This is a genomic window from Cupriavidus sp. WS (assembly GCF_000395345.1).
GTDB classification, from domain to species: Bacteria; Pseudomonadota; Gammaproteobacteria; order Burkholderiales; family Burkholderiaceae; genus Cupriavidus; species Cupriavidus basilensis_B.
The window spans coordinates 1-18548 of the sequence record NZ_AQPL01000303.1; the positions used below are offsets into that span (position 1 = coordinate 1).

At 72.1% G+C, this 18548-nt stretch carries 19 protein-coding genes; 8 read left to right on the forward strand and 11 right to left on the reverse strand.

Annotation, left to right across the window (positions count from 1 at the left end):
• Positions 1-143 precede the first annotated feature (143 nt).
• Genes K206_RS0123470 through K206_RS0123485 form a run of 4 tightly spaced genes read right to left on the reverse strand, consistent with a single transcriptional unit; the run spans position 144 to position 3679 of the window.
• Positions 144-1496 carry an ATP-binding protein gene (locus tag K206_RS0123470; protein WP_020204832.1) on the reverse strand — a complete coding sequence of 451 codons (1353 nt, stop codon included), beginning with the start codon at positions 1494-1496 and terminating at the stop codon, positions 144-146.
• Positions 1493-2176, reverse strand: coding sequence for a response regulator transcription factor (locus K206_RS0123475; protein WP_020204833.1), 684 nt, complete (start codon positions 2174-2176; stop codon positions 1493-1495). The genes K206_RS0123470 and K206_RS0123475 overlap by 4 nt, the downstream gene beginning before the upstream one ends.
• 25 nt (positions 2177-2201) lie before the next feature.
• On the reverse strand, positions 2202-2999 hold the full coding sequence (gene fetB / locus K206_RS0123480; RefSeq protein WP_020204834.1) for an iron export ABC transporter permease subunit FetB: 798 nt from the start codon (positions 2997-2999) through the stop codon (positions 2202-2204).
• Positions 2996-3679 carry an ATP-binding cassette domain-containing protein gene (locus K206_RS0123485; RefSeq protein WP_020204835.1) on the reverse strand — a complete coding sequence of 228 codons (684 nt, stop codon included), beginning with the start codon at positions 3677-3679 and terminating at the stop codon, positions 2996-2998. The genes fetB and K206_RS0123485 overlap by 4 nt, the downstream gene beginning before the upstream one ends.
• A 273-nt stretch (positions 3680-3952) precedes the next feature.
• Between K206_RS0123485 and K206_RS0123490 the strand changes: the two genes are divergently transcribed.
• The 3 genes from K206_RS0123490 to K206_RS0123505 all read left to right on the forward strand — a co-directional run bounded on the left by K206_RS0123490 (position 3953) and on the right by K206_RS0123505 (position 6682).
• Complete coding sequence (locus K206_RS0123490) at positions 3953-4348, forward strand: cupin domain-containing protein (RefSeq protein WP_020204836.1); 396 nt, start codon at positions 3953-3955, stop codon at positions 4346-4348.
• A gap of 161 nt (positions 4349-4509) precedes the next feature.
• Positions 4510-5502: a tripartite tricarboxylate transporter substrate binding protein gene (locus K206_RS0123500; protein ID WP_369796921.1), complete on the forward strand. Its 993-nt coding sequence runs from the start codon at positions 4510-4512 to the stop codon at positions 5500-5502.
• 7 nt (positions 5503-5509) lie between these two features.
• Positions 5510-6682, forward strand: a complete 1173-nt coding sequence (locus tag K206_RS0123505; protein WP_020204839.1) for an acyl-CoA dehydrogenase family protein — start codon at positions 5510-5512, stop codon at positions 6680-6682.
• A 152-nt stretch (positions 6683-6834) separates the two neighbouring features.
• Here the strand turns inward: K206_RS0123505 and K206_RS41820 are convergent, their stop codons facing one another.
• From K206_RS41820 to K206_RS0123520, 3 genes are all read right to left on the reverse strand, one after another.
• On the reverse strand, positions 6835-6993 hold the full coding sequence (locus tag K206_RS41820; RefSeq protein WP_020204840.1) for a DUF3309 family protein: 159 nt from the start codon (positions 6991-6993) through the stop codon (positions 6835-6837).
• A 40-nt stretch (positions 6994-7033) separates the two neighbouring features.
• On the reverse strand, positions 7034-7216 hold the full coding sequence (locus K206_RS0123515) for a glycine zipper 2TM domain-containing protein (RefSeq protein WP_020204841.1): 183 nt from the start codon (positions 7214-7216) through the stop codon (positions 7034-7036).
• A gap of 203 nt (positions 7217-7419) precedes the next feature.
• On the reverse strand, positions 7420-8280 hold the full coding sequence (locus K206_RS0123520) for an NAD(P)-dependent oxidoreductase (RefSeq protein ID WP_029043997.1): 861 nt from the start codon (positions 8278-8280) through the stop codon (positions 7420-7422).
• Positions 8281-8694: 414 nt separating this feature from the next.
• Here K206_RS0123520 and K206_RS0123525 point away from each other — a divergent pair, with 414 nt between their 5' ends.
• A complete protein-coding gene (locus tag K206_RS0123525) occupies positions 8695-9084 on the forward strand; it encodes a hypothetical protein (protein WP_020204843.1) in 390 nt (129 codons plus the stop codon).
• A 102-nt stretch (positions 9085-9186) separates the two neighbouring features.
• On the opposite strand, the gene K206_RS0123530 is transcribed toward K206_RS0123525, so the two are convergent.
• The 3 genes from K206_RS0123530 to K206_RS0123540 form a co-directional block, all read right to left on the reverse strand.
• Positions 9187-9675: a hypothetical protein gene (locus tag K206_RS0123530; RefSeq protein WP_020204844.1), complete on the reverse strand. Its 489-nt coding sequence runs from the start codon at positions 9673-9675 to the stop codon at positions 9187-9189.
• Positions 9676-9885: 210 nt separating this feature from the next.
• Positions 9886-12075, reverse strand: a complete 2190-nt coding sequence (locus K206_RS0123535; RefSeq protein WP_020204845.1) for a sodium:proton antiporter — start codon at positions 12073-12075, stop codon at positions 9886-9888.
• 226 nt (positions 12076-12301) lie between these two features.
• Complete coding sequence (locus K206_RS0123540) at positions 12302-13228, reverse strand: LysR family transcriptional regulator (protein WP_020204846.1); 927 nt, start codon at positions 13226-13228, stop codon at positions 12302-12304.
• A gap of 160 nt (positions 13229-13388) precedes the next feature.
• On the opposite strand from K206_RS0123540, the gene K206_RS0123545 reads away from it, so the two are divergent.
• On the forward strand, positions 13389-14363 hold the full coding sequence (locus tag K206_RS0123545) for a 3-hydroxyacyl-CoA dehydrogenase family protein (protein ID WP_020204847.1): 975 nt from the start codon (positions 13389-13391) through the stop codon (positions 14361-14363).
• A gap of 49 nt (positions 14364-14412) precedes the next feature.
• A complete protein-coding gene (locus K206_RS0123550; protein WP_020204848.1) occupies positions 14413-15255 on the forward strand; it encodes a 3-keto-5-aminohexanoate cleavage protein in 843 nt (280 codons plus the stop codon).
• Between the two features lie 32 nt (positions 15256-15287).
• On the opposite strand, the gene K206_RS0123555 is transcribed toward K206_RS0123550, so the two are convergent.
• Positions 15288-15563: a hypothetical protein gene (locus K206_RS0123555; protein ID WP_020204849.1), complete on the reverse strand. Its 276-nt coding sequence runs from the start codon at positions 15561-15563 to the stop codon at positions 15288-15290.
• Positions 15564-16020: 457 nt separating this feature from the next.
• Here K206_RS0123555 and K206_RS39060 point away from each other — a divergent pair, with 457 nt between their 5' ends.
• A complete protein-coding gene (locus K206_RS39060) occupies positions 16021-16680 on the forward strand; it encodes a CDP-alcohol phosphatidyltransferase family protein (RefSeq protein WP_020204850.1) in 660 nt (219 codons plus the stop codon).
• Positions 16681-16686: 6 nt separating this feature from the next.
• Complete coding sequence (locus K206_RS0123565) at positions 16687-18477, forward strand: alpha/beta fold hydrolase (protein ID WP_020204851.1); 1791 nt, start codon at positions 16687-16689, stop codon at positions 18475-18477.
• The last annotated feature ends 71 nt before the right edge of the window (positions 18478-18548 follow it).

Consider the following 18548-nt stretch of genomic DNA (forward strand, 5'->3'; position numbering starts at 1 on the left):
TGGCCGATGAAGCCGTTGACGCCGAGGATGAGGACTCGCTTCATGTGATGATTCGGATGCTGGGCGGCGCGAGCCGCGCGGTGGGCGGGCAAAGGCGGCCAGTGTAGGGGCCGCCGCCTTAAGGAAGTCTTAAGCGGGAAGTCTCAAGCGAGCCCCGGGCCGGAACCCGGGCCGGAAGCCTGGGCCGCCGGCCCCGCGAACAGCACCGACACGGTCAGCCCGCGCCCGCCGGGGCCGTCCTCCAGCACCACCGTGGCGCCGTGGCGCACGGCGATGTTGCGCACGATGGCCAGGCCCAGCCCGCTGCCGTGCGCGTCGCCGGACTCGCCGCGGTGGAAGCGCCGGAACACGTTCTCGCGCTCGGCCGGAGGGATGCCCGGGCCGGTGTCGCTCACGCCCAGCGTGGGCACGCCGTCGCGCCGCTCGATGCGCAGGTCCACGCGCCCGCCCGGGCCGGTGTAGCGCACCGCGTTGTCGGCCAGGTTGCGCAGCAGGATGAACAGGTCGGCCGCCACCGCGCGCACGCGGCAGTCCGCCTCGCGCGCGTCCAGGCCCAGGTCCACGCCCTTGGCCTCGGCCATCGGCAGCAGCTCGCGCACCACCTGCACCGCCACCTCGCGCAGCGATACGTCGGCAAGGGCGGCGGTGGCGGCCGGGGTGCCGTCCTCGCTGCGCGCCAGCGTCAGCAACTGGGCCACCAGGTGGGTGGTGCGGTCGAGGCGCTCGCCGAGCTTGACCAGCGCCTGGCGCTGCTTGTCCTCGCTGTCGGCGCGCAGCGCCAGCTGCAGTTGCAGCTTGAGCGCGGCCAGCGGCGTGCGCAGTTCGTGGGCGGCGTCGGCGACGAAGGCGCGCTGCGTGTCCATCGCCTGGCGCAGGCGCGCCAGCAGGTCGTTGAGCGCCGCCACCACCGGCACCAGCTCGGGCGGCCAGCCGTGCGCGGGCAGCGGCACCAGGGCCTCGGCCGAGCGCTGGCTCATGGCGCGCGCGATGTCGTCGACCGGGCGCAGCGAGCGCCTGACCACCAGGTGGATCAGCAGCCCCAGCACCGGCACCAGCGCCAGCACGGGCAGCAGCGCGCCCAGCGCCAGCGAGGCCGCCAGCTTGCTGCGGAACGCCGCCGACTGCGCCGCCTGCACGTAGCGCCCGTCTTCCAGCAGCCCGTACACGCGCCATTCGTGCCCGGCCACGCGCATGTCGTGAAAGCCGGCCAGCCTGGCGCGCGGCAGCGTGAGCGGATGGGAAGCGAAGGTCAGCCGGCCGTTGTCGTCCCAGGACTGCACCACGATCTCCTCGTCGAGCTCGTGGCTGCCCAGCGGCGGCGTGGCCTGCGGCGCGATCTCGCGCGGCAGCATGCGCGCGGCCTGCTGCAGCTGGCCGTCGAAGACCTCGCTGGCTTCGTGGCGCACCTTGAAGTAGGCCGCGGCGCCGGCGACCAGCGCGCACGCCAGCATGGTGACGAGCAGGCCGGCGAGCAGCTTGGCGCGGATGGTCCTCATGCGGCGTTCCCGGCTACATTCCCGAGCTTGTAGCCGATGCCGCGCACGTTGCGGATGAACTCGGCGCCGAGCTTCTTGCGCAGCGCGTGGATGTGCACTTCCACGGTGTTGCTGCTGATTTCCTCGTTCATGTTGTAGACCGCCTCGCGCAGGCGCTCGTGCGTGACCACGTGGCCGGGCTGCTCCATGAGCGCCTGCAGCACCATGAACTCGCGCATCGACAGCGCCACGATGTCGCCGCCGCAGCGCACTTCGCGCGTGGCGGGGTCGAGCCGCACGCGGCCATGCGCCAGTTCCGTGCCGACCCGGCCTGCGCTGCGCCGGATCAGCGCGCGGATGCGGGCGAACAGCTCGTCGAGGTCGAACGGCTTGACGAGATAGTCGTCGGCGCCGGCGTCGAGGCCGCGCACGCGGTCGGCGGTGGCGTCGCGCGCGGTCAGGATCAGCACCGGCATCGCCATGCCGCGCCCGCGCAGCAGGCGCAGCACGTCCTCGCCCGAGCGGCCGGGCAGGCCCAGGTCGAGCAGCACGGCGTCATAGGTGTCGGGCACGTTGGCCGTGAGCGCGGCCGCGGCGAGGCGGCCGTCGTTGACCCAGTCGACGGCGTAGCCTTCGCCGCGCAGGCCTTCTTCCACGCTTTCCCCGATCATCGGGTCGTCTTCCACCAGCAGCAGGCGCATGGTCCGGGTTCCTCGGGTTGGGGCATCAGCGCCGCCGCAGCCGGTCCAGGCGCAGGCGGTGCCGCTCGTCGGTCAGGCGCCGCGCCGCCAGCGTGGCGGCCAGGACCGCGCCCAGCATGCTGCCGCCGGCGAGCAGGAACATCAGCAGGATCTGGTAGCGCGCGGCGGCGAGCGGGTCCATGCCGGCGAGTATCTGCCCGGTCATGATGCCGGGCATGGTGATGATGCCGGCCGCGGCCATCGTGTTCAAGGTGGGCAGCAGGCCGCTTTTCACCGCCTGGCGCACGATGGGCCCCAGCGCGGCGCGGCGGTCGTCGCCCAGCGCCAGGCGCGCGTCGATGGCGGCGCGCTGGTGCCAGGCCGCGGTGAAGGCGCCGTCGAGCGCCAGGCTGGCCGCGTTCATCGCGTTGCCGAGCACGATGCCGGCCAGCGGGATGGCGTGGCGGGCATCGTACCAGGGCGACGGGCGCAGCGCGGTGGTCAGCGCCAGCACCGTCACCGCCAGGGTGGGCACGCTCACCGCCGCGGTGCCGATCAGCGCCTGCCACGGGCCGGCCAGGCGCCGCTCCTGGCGGCTGCCGGCCTCGCGCGCGGCGGCCGCGATCATGGCGGCCACCACCAGCGCGGTGACGAGCGGCGACGACCATGCGAACACCGCGCGCAGCACCAGGCCGACCAGCAGCAACTGCACGATCATGCGCGCGGCCGTCCACAGCAGCGCGCGGTGCACGCCGAGCGAGAGCGCCAGCGAGGCGCCGGCGCCGGCCAGCACCAGCAGGCTGGCGATGGCGAGGTCGTAGAGCGACAGCGGAATCGGCGTCATGCGGGCAGCGCCTCCAGGCCGGCGGCGCCCAAGAGGTAGTGGCGGTTGCCCAGGCGCGCGGCCTGCTCCGGGTTGTGCGAGACCACCAGCAGGCCGAGCCCCAGCTGCTGGCGCGTGCGCAGCAGCGCCTCCACCGCCAGCGTGCTGTCGCGGTCCAGCGCCGAGGTCGGCTCGTCGAGCAGCAGGAAGCGCGGGCGGCGCACCAGCGCGCGCACCAGCGCCAGGCGCTGGCGCTCGCCGGTGGACAACTGACCGACCGGCGCGCGCAGGATGTCGGCCGGCAGCCGCAGCGGGGCCAGCATCGCCGTGGCGGCGGGCACGTCCTCCATGTGTTCCAGCACGTGGTCGCTCCACCAGCCGGACTCGGCCGCCACGTACATGACCTGGCGGCGCCAGGCCGGGCCGCCGAAGCGCTCGCGCGGCATGTCGCCGAGGCTCACCTGGCCCTGGCTGGGGTCGAGGTCGGCGATCATGCGCAACAACAGGCTCTTGCCCGTGCCGGAGGCGCCGGAGACGATCGCGCACGTGCCCGGCGCCACGCACAGGCTGAACGGGCCGCGGCCCGCGCCGCTCACGGCGCGCACGCGCAGGCTGGCCGGGCCGGCGAGGTCGGAGAGGCCGGCGAGCGGGGCGCGGGCGGGCATGGGCGTCAGCGTGGGAGCGGCGTCGGTGTCTGTCATCGGTAGGGCCATCCGCGCGCCGTCGGCGGATGGCCGGGATGGTGGCGGGCAACGCCGCAAGGATAGGGCATGGCGGCTTAAGGAAGAATTAAGAGGCGCCGGCGCGGCGGCGGCACTGGGTTCGGGCGTGCCGGCGGCGGTATCGGTGTTTTTAGTAGTTGACTAGATTTTTCATAGGGATAAAATTTAATTCACAAACATGAAAAACAGCATGCCGGACCCGGCCCGCCCGCCAAGCGCGCGGCAGCGGCCCGGCTGGCAAGGAGACCATCGATGGCCGCAGCACCGGCGCCCGCCTATTTCGTCCGCACCGAGGAGGTCGCGGGCTATCACCCCGCCAACCACGTCGGCACCCTGAACCGCCGCATCATCGGCCGCGAGAACGTGGGCGCCACGCAGCTGGAGGTCATCCACGGCACCATCGAGCGCGGCAAGGGCGCCTTGCCGCACGCGCACCCGGGCATCGAGCAGGTCTGCTACGTGCTGGAGGGGCGGGCGCGCGCCGAGGTCAACGGCCAGTCGCGCGAGCTGGGCCCGGGTGACTGCTGCTTCTTCCCGGCCGACGCCATGCACGTGTTCACCGTGATCAGCGACGAGCCGGTCAAGCTGCTGGTGATCTATGCCCCGCCGTACGAGGAATCGCCGCAGCGCGTGATCCGTCCGGCGTGAGCCCCGGCGCGCCCTCGCGGCCTTGATGGCCGCAAGGGTGCACCTAGGCCGGCTTGGTCGAGGACACCAACGACAAGGACAAGACCGCGCCGTGAGCGCGGCGGCCCATCATCAACAGCCGGCGCGACCAGGACAGCCGGCGGCAACAGGAGACAAGACACATGGCAATGCTTACCACGCTGCGGCGCGCGGCGCTTTCCTTCCCATCGCTGGTGCTGGCGTCGCTGGCGTTGGCCGCGCCGCTCGCCACCGCCGCGGATGCCTATCCCAGCAAGCCGATCCGGATGGTGGTGCCGTTCGCGGCCGGCAGCGGCACCGACGCGGTGGCGCGCATCACCGCCAAGGAGCTCGGCGACGCGCTCCGGCAGAACGTGGTGGTGGACAACCGCCCGGGCGCCAACGGCGCGATCGCCGCCGAGATCGTGGCGCAGGCGGCGCCGGACGGCTACACGCTGTTCATGACCACCAACACCACGCATTCGGCCAATCCGTCGCTGATGAAGAAGCTGCCGTACGACCCGATCCGCGACTTCACGCCGGTGGCGCGCATGGGCAACCTGCCGTTCATGCTGGTCATCAACCCGAAGCTGCCGGTGAAGACGGTGCCGGAGCTGATCGCCTATGCGCGCACGCACCCGGGCATGTCCTACGCCAGCGGCAACAGCACCGGCATCGTCTCGGGCGCCACCTTCGCGCGGCTGACCGGGCTGGACCTGCTGCACGTGCCGTACAAGAGCACGCCGCCGGCCATGACCGACGTGATCGCCGGGCAGGTGCCGATGATGTTCGTCGACGTGGCCGCCGGCATCGCCAACGTCAAGGCCGGCAAGCTGCGCGCGCTGGCGGTGACCACCGCGCAGCGCAGCCGCCTGCTGCCGGACCTGCCGCCGCTGGCGGACGCGCCGGAGCTCAAGGGATTCGACATCACCTCGTGGAACGGCGTGTTCGCGCCCGCGCACGCGCCGGCCGAGGTGGTGGACAAGCTCAACCAGGCGCTGTCGCGCATCGCCGCGAGCAAGGAGGTGGCGCCGCGCTTCGAGGCGCTGGGCTTCGAGGCATTCGGGCAGTCGCCCAGGCAGTTCTCCGGCTTCGTCGCGGGAGAGCTGGTCAAGTGGACCAAGCTGGTCAAGGACGCCGGCATCCAGCCGGAATGAGGCAGGCATGAACTTTGAAAGAACCCCGGAGCAGCGTGCCATCGTCGAGGCGGTGACGCAATTGTGCGGCGACTTCGGCGCCGACTACTGGTCGGCGCTGGACGAGCAGGGCCGGTTTCCCGAGGCCTTCCACCAGGCGATGGCCAGGGCCGGCTGGCTCGGCATCGCCATGCCGGAGGCCTATGGCGGCGCCGGACTCGGCATCACCGAGGCGGCGCTGATCATGCAGGCGGTGTCGCGGTCGGGCGCCGGTTTCTCGGGCGCCTCGGCCATCCACATGAACGTGTTCGGGCTCAACCCGGTGGTGGTGTTCGGCAGCGCGCGCCAGCAGCAGGCCGCCTTGCCGCCGCTGATCGCCGGCGCCGAGAAGGCGTGCTTCGCCGTGACCGAGCCGGACGCCGGGCTCGACACCACGCACCTCAAGACCCAGGCCGTGCTGTCGGCCGACGGCACGCACTACCGCGTCGACGGCCGCAAGATCTGGATCTCCACCGCGCAGGTGGCCGACCGCATGCTGCTGCTGGCGCGCACCACGCCGCTGGACCAGGTGGCCAAGCCCACGCAGGGCCTGAGCCTGTTCTACACGGCGCTGGACCGCCAGCACGTCGAAGTGCGCGAGATCCACAAGATGGGCCGCGCCGCGGTGGACTCCAACATGCTGTTCATCGACGGGCTGCGGGTGCCGGTCGAAGACCGCATCGGCGAGGAAGGGCGCGGCTTCGAGTACATCCTGCACGGCCTCAACCCCGAGCGCATCCTGATCGCGGCCGAGGCCGTCGGGCTGGGCCGCGCGGCGCTGGAGGCGGCCACGCGCTACGCGAAGGAGCGCACCGTGTTCGGCCGCCCGATCGGGCAGAACCAGGGCATCCAGCATCCGCTCGCGCAGGCGTGGATGGCGCTGGAAGCGGCGGACATGATGGTGTGGAAGGCCGCGTGGCTATACGACCAGGGCAAGCCGTGCGGCGCCGAGGCCAATACCGCCAAGTACCTCGCCGCCGAAGCCGCGCACCAGGCCTGCCAGACCGCGGTGCTCACGCTGGGCGGCATGGGCTACGCGCGCGAGTACCAGGTGGAGCGCTACCTGCGCGAGTCGTATATCCCGCGTATCGCGCCGGTCAGCGCCCAACTCATCATGTGCCATATCGCCGAGCGCGTGCTGGGGCTGCCCAAGTCGTACTGACCGCGCCGGGCAGGGCGACTCTTTAGCGGTTGCCCCGCAATCCCGTCTCCGGGGCCGCCATTCTTTCAGCGATGAAAATAATGAAAAACGCGCCGCCGTCGCCGGCGGCGCGTTGCGTGTCGTGCCCTGCGTCGGGTTCCAGGCTCCACAAGCTACAGGCGGCCCATCAGCACGAGGATCACCACGATCAGCACGACCAGGCCGAGACCGCCGCTGGGGTAATAGCCCCAGCCGGTGCTGTACGGCCACGCCGGCAGCGCGCCGATCAGCAGCAGGATGAGAATGATGAGCAGGATCGTGCCGATGGCCATGATGGGCTCCTTTCCGGTTGGAGGTCTGCGCCGGGCGGGCTTACTTGCCCAGCTCGTGGCCGATGACGGCGCCGCCCACGGCACCGCCGATGGTGGCCGCCGTATTGCCGTGGGAGAGTTCATGCCCCGCCACGCCGCCGGCCACCGCGCCCGTGGCGGTGCAGCCGTTCAGGCCGATCAGCAGGGCCGCGCCCGCGGCGAGCGCGCTTGCGAGTCTCAACATGGTGGTCTCCTACATGCCTGGTTGGTGCCTTCCTGGTGATGGGCGTGGCGCGCAGGACGCGCCTGCCATGCTTCGAGGATAGCCGGGCAGGGCGCCGCGCCCTGCGGGGCGGGCGCTGATATGGCTGTAGGAATCGGACGACGCCGCGGGTGCGGTGCCGCCGGCGCGGGAGGCGCGCGAAGGAGGGAGGGGACTGAGGGGGCTTAGCGCAGCCGCTTGATCAGCGACGAGGTGTCGGCGCGGCCGCAGCCGTCCTGCTGCAGGTCGGCGTAGAACTGGTCGATCACGGCCGTGACCGGCAGGCTGGCGCCGTTGCGGCGCGCTTCGTCCAGGCACAGGCCGAGGTCCTTGCGCATCCAGTCCACCGCGAAGCCGAAATCGAACTTGTTCTCGATCATGGTCGGGCCGCGGTTTTCCAGTTGCCACGAGCCGGCGGCGCCCTTGCTGATGACGTCCAGCACCACCTTCATGTCCAGCCCGGCGCGCTCGCCGAAGGCGATGGCTTCGGACAGCCCCTGCAGCAGGCCGGCAATGCAGATCTGGTTGACCATCTTGGCCAACTGGCCGGCGCCGCTGTCGCCGATGCGGGTGACGGCGCGCGCGTAGGCGCCCAGCACGGGTTCGACGCGCTCGTACACGGCCGGGTCGGCGCCGCACATGATGGTGAGGATGCCCTTCTGCGCGCCCACTTCGCCGCCGGAGACCGGCGCGTCGACGAAATGCAGGCCGCGCTGCGCGGCGGCGGCGGCGAGTTCGCGCGCCACGTTGGCGCTGGCGGTGGTGTGGTCGACGAACACGCAGCCGGCCGGCGCTTCGGTGAAGGCGCCGTCGGCGCCGGTCATCACCGCGCGCAGGTCGTCATCGTTGCCCACGCAGGCGCAGACCACTTCGGCATCGCGCGCGGCCAGCGCCGGGGTCGCGGCCGACTTTCCGCCGAACTCGGCGACCCAGCGCTCGGCCTTGCTGGCCGTGCGGTTGTAGACCGTGACCTGATGGCCCTTGGCGGCGAGATGGCCCGCCATGTGATAGCCCATGACGCCGAGGCCGATAAATGCAACACGCATGACTGGAAAACTCCGAGACCGGCAGGCCGACGTTGCGCGCCTGCGCGTGGTGCGGTGCGGCCGTGGCGGCCCGCACGCGCATGAAGAACCGGGCGGCAAGCCCGCCGAAGCAGCGAATGCTGCCATTCTTGCACTGCAACGTCAACCGCGCCGGCGCAGGCGTGCCGCTGACGGTCCGCCCGGCTTCGCGGGGCGCCGCGCCGGCCTCGATGAACGTGCGCGCGCGCATGCCGCCGCGGCGCCGATGCCGATGGTGGGACGGCGCTCACAAGCCCGCGCGGCGAGGTTCCCCGCGCGCGGCGCCGGTGCCTATGCTTAAGGCGTAGTAAGGCAAGCCGCGCCCGCACCGACGCGGCGGCGGCATGCCGATGCCTGGCGCGGGCATTGCGCGCTGGCGGTTGTGCAGGAGGGTGTATGAGAACGCTGGGCTTGCTGTTGGCCACCTCGGTGGCGATGGCGTTGCCGCTGCGCGCGGGCGCGGCGGGTTGTCAATATGACATGCAGTGCAAGGGCGAGCGGATCTGTCAGCAGGGACAGTGCGTCGCGCCCGACGACGATACGGACGGGGACCAGGCCCGCCCGCCAGCGTCCCGATCTGCCCAGGTGCCACCCGCCACCGCGACCCCCGCCTCGGCCCGCGCTAGCCGGAGCGCGCCGCCGGCCGCCGACGATCCGCTGTTCTGCTGCACCGTGGCCGGCAAGCTCCGCCCATACGGCAGCCTGCCCGCCGACACCGCTGTGGGTGGCGCCTGCCAGGGCGCGACCAACTCGGGCAAGCCGGTGCCGGGGACCGCCTGCCATTGAGCGCCATCGGGAAGGAAGCATGCTTCGCGCGGCCGCCGGCGGTGCAAGTCAGGCGGCATCTGCCGCGCAGCGACACCGGCATCGTCCTCTCGGCAGCGCCGCTCAGGCCGGCGCCGCGCCGTCGCCGGCAGGGGCCGGCAGCAGCGGCGCGGCGCCGGGCAGGCAGGCGGTGACCCATTGCGTCATCGCCTCGCCCACGGCCGGCAGCGAGGTGCCTTCGGGCAGGAAGTCGCGGCCCATCACGCAGAACTGGAAGGGGTCGCCGCCGGTCATGAAGGCGAACTGCTGCTGCACGCCTTGCGCCCATTGCTGGTGGGCCGCATGGAGGATCTCGTTGAGGCTGGTGACATAGGCGGCAATGCGCTGCCCGATCACGTCGGTCATCTCCGGCCGGAACATGCCGAACGAGAATGGCCGCGCCGCGGTTTCGGCCGCGTACTCCGCGCCTTCGGCGAACAGCGCCGCCGCCGTCTGCGCGTTCAGCGCGCCGATCTTCTCCGCCGCCTGCGCCCACATGTCCGAGAGGCCCAGCAGCGGGCCGCGGTACGACAGTTCCGCCTCGACGGCAGCGGAGCGAGAGGGTTGCGCCATGAATGTCTCCGGGAATGCGACAAGCGGCGCCCGGAAGGATTCCCGGGGCGGCATGGTGGCCTGCTGCGCCGCAGCATCGCTGCTAGTCAGCATAGGCGGATTCGACCCGGAGTCAAGACGTGAAACACGCCGGCGCGCACGCAGCGGCCGTCACACGGGGTGGCGCCGTCGGGCCGGCTGGCGGTGCCGCGGAGGTTGCCGGCGCCAGCGCTAGTAAGGCTCGCGCGTTTCCGGCACGGGCTGCGGCTGGGGCCGCGGCGACGGCGCCTGCGGCGCGCTGGTGCCCGCCGGCGCCGCCGCGGGCGCGGCGTCCCACGCGCTGCGCAGCGGCGGGCGCGCCAGGTTGGCCTGCCAGGCGCGCCGGATGACCTGCGCGATCTGGTTGTAGGCCTCCTTGGAAATCACGTTTTCCTCGCGCATGGCTTCCAGCGAGCGCTCGCCCTTGCGCAGCGCGAACAGCATCAGCAGGCGTTTTTCCAGCGCCAGCGTGTAGCCGCCGAACTGCGTGCGCATCTCGTCCAGGCCGGCCAGCACCGCCTTGTTCCGTTCGGCCAGCACGCCGTCCAGCACCGTCGCCAGGCGCACGCCGAACACCGGCGTGAGCAGCGAGCGGTTGTACTGGCGCAGGCGCTCAAGCACGGTCTGGCGGCACACCAGCAGCTCGAAGCGGTCGGCCAGCGCGCGCGCCAGCGGGCGGTCGACCGACAGGCGGCGGTGCAGGAACAGCGCGATGCGGTAGCCCAGCTGGTAATCGAGGATATGGCGGGCGGCGCGGTTGTAGCCGAGGCGGCCCTGCTCGCGCGCGGCGTCGATCATGCGCGTGGTGTTGCGCACCATCGCGTCGAGGTTGGCGACCGAGATCACGCCGTCGCCGTATTCGGGGATCAGCTCGCGCTCGCGCGTGGCCAGCGTGACCAGGCCGATGCTGAGGCGGTCGCGCTCGGACAGCGCGGTGTCGAAGTCGAACTCCACCGAGCCGAGCTCGATCTCGCGCCGGTAGTGCAGCGCCACCTCGCGCGCCGCCGCGGGCGGCAGCACGAAGGTCTCGGCGATGTGGTTGAGCGTGGTCTCCACCTCCTCGGTGGAGAGCTGGATGGCCTGGCGCTGCAGCGCTAGGTCCTGCGGCGAGAGCCGGTCGAGGCCGAGTTGGTGGATCAGCCAGCGCAGCGTGGTGCCGTTGAGCAGCAGGCTGACCAGCACGAAGCCGGTGGCCAGGATGGCGATGAAATGGCGCGATGCGTAGGGCAGCGACGCGTTCTCGGCGATGTCCAGCGCCAGCACCAGCGTGACGGCGCCGCGCAGCCCGCCCCAGGCGATGGCCAGCTTGTAGGCGCCGTTGATGGGCGTGCTGAGATTGAGCCAGGACAGCAGCGGCAGCAGGCCGAACAGCGTCAGCAGGCGCGCGGCCAGCGCCGCCAGCACCAACACGGCCAGCATCAGGCCGTGGTGCGGCGTCACGCCGGCCAGCAGCGACGGCACCCGCACCGCCGCCAGCAGGAAGACGATGGCCCCGGCGATGCCGGCGAACTGCTCCCAGATCATGCGCAGGTGGCCCCAGTTGCGCGGGCTCAGGCGGGTCGGCCCGAGCGCGCTGACCATCAGGCCGGCGCACACCACCGCCACCACGCCGGACACGCCCAGCATCTGCTCGGCCAGCAGGTAGAGCGGGTAGGGCAGCGCCAGCGTGAGCGCGCCCTCGGCCATCGCCAGCCCGGCCAGGCGCGGCAGCAGGTCGGCCACCAGCCGCCCGGCCACGGCGCCGCACAGTACGCCGCCGGCGAAGGACCAGCCGAGCTGGCGCAGGCCGGCGGCGAGCGTGGCCTCGGTGCCGTGGCCGGTCAGCATGGCCACCAGCACGCCGGCGATGGCGATGGCGGCCGCGTCGTTGAGCAGGCTCTCGCCCTCGACCAGCCGGATCAGCCGGGCCGGCGCGCCCACGTCGCGGAAGATGGCGATCACCGCGGCCGGGTCGGTGGTGGCGACCACCGCGCCGAGCAGCAGGCACACCACCAGGCTGGTGCCGCTGGCCAGCGAAGTGACCAGCCCGATCACGCCGGTGGCCACGATCACCGCGACGATGGCCAGCAACAGCACGGGCGCGGCGTCCGGCAGCATGTTGCGCACGTCGGCCGTCAGCGCGGCGTGGAACAGCAGCGGCGGCAGGAAGATCCACAGGTAGGCCTCGGGCGGCAGCGCCGGGTCGATCAGCGGATGGAGGAAATGCTGGGCGAACTGCGGCGCGGCGGCGTCGATGGCCACGTAGCCCGCGCCGATGGCGATGCCGATGGCCGAGAGCAGCGTGGACTCCGGCAGCGTCAGCCTGGCCGCGGCGACCTGCACCACGGCCACGATGGCCAGCAGCGCGCCGGCCAGGATCAGCACGTCGACGACGATGTTCAAGCGCGCCTCCGTGCCGCGGCGGGAAGGGCGGCGAGAATGGCGGTGGAGATGGCGGCGGCAATGGAGGCAGGCATGGCGACGGACATGGCCGCGCCGGCGGCACGGGCAAGGGGTACGGCGGGGATTGTGGCTGGAGATGTCACTGTGGGTTCCTCGTGCGGCTGCCGGTTCAGACCATACCGCGAATTGCCGCGCACATTCAAGCGCCGCGCGGCCCCGGCGCGCGTCAGTTCGCCTCGCGCACGCCGCCGCCGGCCTGCGCCAGGTGCTCGCGCAGCACGGCCACCAGCGCGGCCGCGGCCGGCGACAGGCTGCGGTTGCGCGGCGTCACCAGGCCGATCGAGCGCTCGGTGACGGGCTCGGTCAGCAGCCGCTCGACGATGCCGGGCTGGCGCACCGTGCCCGCGGCGATCTCCGGCAGCGCGGCCACGCCGAAGCCGCACTCGACCATCGCCGCGATGGTGGCCAGGTGCTCGGCCTCGAAGCCGGGCTGGAAGCGGATGCGGTTCTGCAGGAAGGCCCACTCGGCGTACTGGCGCACGCTGCTGGGATGGGTCATCGAGACATGCTCGGCGTCGAGCGTGTCGGCCCAGCGCAGCGGCCCGGCGCCTTGCGCCAGCGCGTGGCCGGCCGGGATCAGCAGCACGAAGCGGTCCGACATCATCGGCTCGTAGTGCAGGTCGGCCTGCTGCGGGTCGGCGGCGGTCAGCGCGAAGTCCACCTCGCCCGCGCGCACCAGGTCGAAGGCGGGGCCGGACAGCGTGTCGCAGACCTTGAGCGCCACCGCCGGGTGGCCGCGCCGGAAGGCCATCAGCACGCGCGGCAGCAGGCGCGCCGCGAGCGAGGGCAGGGCCGCCACGGCAACCTGGCCGCGCTCGGCGCTGGCGATGCCGCCGACCGCGTCGATGGCATCGCGGAAAGCCGCCTGCAGCACGGCGGCCTGCTGCTGGAAGACCTCGCCCGCGGCGGTGAGCCGCACCGTGCGGGTGGTGCGGTCGAACAGGCGCACGCCGAGCGCTTCCTCGATGCGCAGGATCTGCGTGGACAGCGCCGACTGCGACAGGTACAACTGGGCCGCGGCCTGGCGGAAGTTGAGGGTGCGGCCGAGCACCAGCGTGGTCTCGATGTCGCGCATCGACAGGTTGATTTTCATGCGATTGATCTCGTTTGTAGATCAGTTTATCCGTAAATACTGATTCATCAATCAAAGCGCCTTGTCTACACTGGCGGTCCGATTCGGAACGCCGGCGGACAACCCCGGCGGATACCGCCAGCCACAAAACGCCAGCCACGACAGACAAGGATTCCCTCCCATGCCGGACACCCCCGCAACTTCCCCGCTCGCCGCGCCCGGCAAGGCCCACGCCGTGGTGGCCGGCGGCGGCACGATGGGTGCCGACGTGGCCGTGGTGCTGGCGCGCGCGCATTGCCGCGTCACCGTGGTGGAGCCCGACGCCGGGCGTGCCGCGGCGGTGTCGGCCCGGGTCGGCGCCAACCTGGCCGCGATCGGGCCGCATGCCGAGGCCGGCATGGCCGGGCTGGCCGTGGCGGCGTCGCCCGAGGCCATCGACTGGCGCGCGGTGGACCTGGTGATCGAGTGCATTCCCGAGCGCCTCGACCTCAAGCGCGCGCTGTTCGCCGACCTCGTGCGGCGGGCGCGCCCGGATGCCGTGCTGGCCAGCAACAGCTCCAGCTTTCCGATCAGCGCCATCGGCGCGGGACTGGCCACGCGCGAGCGCATGTTCGGCCTGCATTTCTTCATGCCGGCGCACCTGGTGCCGCTGGTGGAAGTGGTGATGGGCGACGACAGCGACGAAGCCGGCGCCGACGCGCTGATCGCCTTCATGCGCCGCTGCGGCATGGTGCCGGTCAAGGTCAGGAAGGACCTGCCCGGCTTCCTGGCCAACCGGCTCCAGCACGCGCTGTCGCGCGAGGCCTTCGACCTGATCGACCGCGGCATCGCCTCGCCCGAGGACGTGGACGCGGCGGTGCGCTTCGGTTTCGGCTTCCGCTTCCTGGCCGCGGGCCCGGTCCTGCAGCGCGACCATGCCGGCATCGACGTGCACGCCGCCGCGGGCGCCACCATGTACCCCACGTTCTGCAACGCCGCCGAGCCGGCGCGCTGCCTGAGCGAGCGCGCCGCGGACGGTCGCCACGGCATGAAGGCCGGCGAAGGTTTCTACCCGTGGACGCCGCAGTCGATCGCGGCCGAGCGGCAGCGCTATGACCGGCTGCTGCGCGCGGGGCTGGACCTGATCGCGCCCGAACTGCCGAAGATCGAACCCTGAGCCGCAGCCACGTTCCCCACGCTCCCCACACCATCCCTACCGAAGCCACATGACCGGACAAGCCCTGCTGGCGGATTCGCCGCTGATCATCACCGTCGCGCCCAACGGCGCCTACAAGACCGCCGCCGACCACCCGGCCGTGCCGCTGACCGCCGCGGCCCTGGCGGCCGAGGCGCGCGCCTGCCTGGATGCGGGCGCCGCCATGATGCACATGCACGTGCGCCAGCCCGATGGCCGCCACTCGCTCGACGCGCAGCTTTACCGCGAGGCGCTCGCCGCGGTGAAGCAGGCGGTGGGAGACCGGTTGCTGGTGCAGGTGACGAGCGAGGCCGCCGGCATCTACCGCGCCGCCGAGCAGATCGCGATGGTGCGCGAACTGCGGCCCGAGGCGGTGTCCATCGGCCTGCGCGAGATCGCCGTGCCGGACATCCCCGAGGCCGAGCTGGCCGCCTTCCTGGCGTGGCTCGCGCGCGAGCGCGTGATGACGCAGATCATCCTGTACGACGCCGCCGACGTGGCGCGCTGGCAAGCGCTGCGCGCCCGGGGGCTGGTGCCGCCGGGCGCGTGGTCGGTGCTGTTCGTGCTGGGCCGGTACGCGGCCGGGCAGGTCTCGTCGCCGCGCGACCTGCTGCCGTTCCTGCAGGTGTTCGATGGCTCGCTGCCGTGGGCGATCTGCGCCTTCGGGCAGGAGGAGCATGCCTGCGTGACTACCGCGGCGGCGTTCGGCGGGCATGTGCGCGTGGGTTTCGAGAACAACCTGAAATTGCGCGACGGCAGCATCGCGTCGGGCAACGCGGCGCTGGTCCGGCAGGCCGGGGAAGGGGCGCGGGCGCTGGGCCGCCCGCTGGCCTCGGCCGCCGAGGCGCGCGGCCTCTACGGCGCGATCCGCTGAGCCGGGCCGCACGCCCCGCGTGGGCGCCGGCTTCAGGCGCCGTCGGTGAACGGATCGCGCGGGCCGTTGCGGGAAGCGTCGACGTAGACGTCGCGAGGGCTGATGTTGCCGCCGCCGTCGGTGTACGGGTCGCGCGGGCCGTGCCGGTTGGCGCCCTGCGAGAAAACGTCGATGCCCTGCGCGGTGGCGGCGCCGTCGAGGTAAGGGTCCGCGCTGCGCGGCGCGGCGCTGGCGAGGCCGGCGGCGCCGGCCAGCGTGGCGGCAGTGGCGGTGAGCAGAAGGGCTTGCCTGAGCTTGAGAGTACGCATCGTTGTTCTCCTTGGGATTTGCCGATCGCCATCGATCGACCACGGAAGCGAGTCTAGGAACGGCGCGCCCACGACAACATGACTCCGGCATGACAATGCTGTCATGCATCAATGGCCGCCCGCGATACGCATCGCGTTTCTCCCGCAGCTTCGCGCAACACCCGTCTTCCGGCATTCCGGATTCGCGTACTGGCCGGCATCTTCGCTCAAGGGGGCGGCAAGGCGGCCGGGCCTCCGCGCAACTGTGTCGAAAATGTGCCAAAAATCTCGTAAGTTCTTAATGATTGGCGGAAACGCACAATCCGGCTATGCTTGGCCGATTGTCGGGCTTTGCGCACCCCCGCAAGGCGCCCCGGGAGGCAGGGCGCTGGCATGGCGATAGCCAAACCATGCTGGTGATCGTGACGGACAGACCAAGAACCATAAGGCCCCGGCGGACGCCGGAAAGGCCCCGAACATGACGCTTTATCAGATCAAACCTAAATTCCAGGCGCTGCTGCGGCCGCTGGTGAAGCGCCTTGCCGCGCGCGGCGTGACCGCCAACCAGGTCACGCTCGCGGCCGCCGGCGGCTCGCTGGTGGCGGGCGCGCTGACGGCGGCGCTGGCGTGGCTGCCGGCGGTGTTCCTGCTGATGCCGCTGTGGTTGTTCCTGCGCATGGGCCTCAATGCCATCGACGGCATGCTGGCGCGCGAGCATGGCCAGCAAAGCGTGCTCGGCGCCTATCTCAACGAACTCGGCGACATCGTTTCCGATCTGGCGCTGATCCTGCCGTTCGCTGCCGTGGCGCCCTTCGGCGCCGGCGAGGTGGTCGGCTTCGCGCTGCTGGCGGTGGTGGTCGAATGCGCGGGGCTGATCGGGCCGCTGGCCGGCGCCAGCCGCCGCTACGACGGCCCGCTCGGCAAGAGCGACCGCGCGCTGGTGCTCGGCGCGCTCGGCCTGTGGATCGGGCTGGGCCTGGGCGTGGCGCCGGCGGCCCACTGGCTGTGGGGGCTGCTTTCGCTGCTGTCCGTCGCGACCATCGTCAACCGGGTGCGCCACGGCGTGGAGGAGGCCGGGCAGGCCCGCCGCGCCGCCACGCCGCCGCCCGCGGAACCGTCTTCGCAACCCGTGGAGTAAAGCTACGTGGACAGTCTGGATAGTCAAACCGGGCGCACCGCCGTCGAGGCGCAGTTCGAGACGCATGATGGCCAGTCGCTGTTCTACCGCCACTGGCCGGCCAGCGGCGGCGCGGCGCAGGGCGCCGTGGTGCTGTTCCACCGCGGGCACGAGCATTCGGGCCGCATCGCCCATCTGGTCGACGAGCTCGACCTGCCCGGCCACGCCTTCTTCGCGTGGGACGCGCGCGGCCACGGCCGCTCGCCCGGCGAGCGCGGCTACAGCCCGGGACTGGCCACCTCGGTGCGCGACATCCAGACCTTCGTCGACCACATCGCCGCCGCGCACGGCATCCCGGCCAGCCGCATCGCGGTGGTGGCGCAGAGCGTGGGCGCGGTGCTCGCGGCCACCTGGGTGCATGACTACGCGCCGCCGATCCGCGCGCTGGTGCTGGCCTCGCCGGCGTTCAAGGTCAAGCTCTACGTGCCGCTGGCGCGCCCGGGTTTGAAGCTGCTGCACAAGCTGCGCGGCAAGTTCTTCGTCAACAGCTACGTCAAGGCGAAATTCCTCACGCACGATCCCGCGCGCATCGCCAGCTTCGAGCAGGACCCGCTGATCACGCGCCCGATCGCCGTCAACGTGCTGCTGGACCTGTACGAGACCGCCGAGCGCATCGTGGCCGATGCCGCCGCCATCACGGTGCCCACGCAGCTGCTGATCTCGGGCGCCGACTGGGTGGTGCACCGCGCGCCGCAGGACGCCTTCTTCGAGCGGCTCGGCTCGGCCGTGAAGGAACGCATCGTGCTGGACGGCTTCTACCACGACACCCTCGGCGAGCGCGACCGCGCGCAGGCAGTGGCGGCGGCGCGGCGCTTCATCGCGCGCGAGTTCGCCTCGCCGACGGCGCCGGTCTCGCTGCTCGACGCGGACCGCCGCGGCGCGTTCAAGGAGGAGTCCGAGCGCCTGGCCCGGCCGCTGGCGGCGGCCAGCCCCGCCGGTCTGTACTGGGCGCTGACGCGGGCCGGCCTGAAGTTCGGCGGCCTGCTGTCCGAGGGCGTGCGGCTCGGCCACCAGACCGGCTTCGATTCCGGCTCCACGCTGGACTATGTGTACTGCAACCAGGCGCGGGGCCGCTTCGGCATCGGCGCGCTGGTCGACCGCGGCTACCTGGACGCCATCGGCTGGCGCGGCATCCGCCAGCGCAAGGTGCATGTCGAGGAACTGCTCGGCCAGGCCATCGGCGCGCTGCATGGCGCGGGCGTGCCGGTGCGCATCGTCGACATCGCCGCGGGCCACGGCCGCTACGTGCTGGAGGCGCTCGCCGCCCGGACGTTCAACGGCTCGGCCGCGCAGCACGTGCAGAGCATCCTGCTGCGCGACTACAGCGACATCAACGTCGCGCAGGGCCGCGCGCTGATCCGCGCCAAGGGGCTGGCGGACATCGCCCGCTTCGAGAAGGGCGACGCCTTCGACGGCGACGGCCTCGCCGCGCTGGACCCCGCGCCCACGCTGGCCATCGTCTCCGGCCTGTACGAGCTGTTCGGCGACAACGCGCTGGTGGCGCGCTCGCTGGGCGGGCTGGCGCGCGCGGTGGCGCCGGGCGGCTACCTGGTCTATACCGGGCAGCCCTGGCATCCGCAACTGGAGTTCATCGCGCGCGCGCTGACCAGCCACCGCGCGGGCTCGGCCTGGGTCATGCGGCGGCGCCCGCAGGCGGAGATGGACGAGCTGGTGCGCCAGGCCGGTTTCGAGAAGATCGCGCAGCGCATCGATCCGTGGGGCATCTTCACGGTCAGCCTGGCGCGCCGGGTCGCGTGATGCGGCAGGCAGCCGAAGGCGGCCGCGCGCGCGGAGCGAGTGCGGCATCGGCCGGCGCCGTCGCTCCGGCC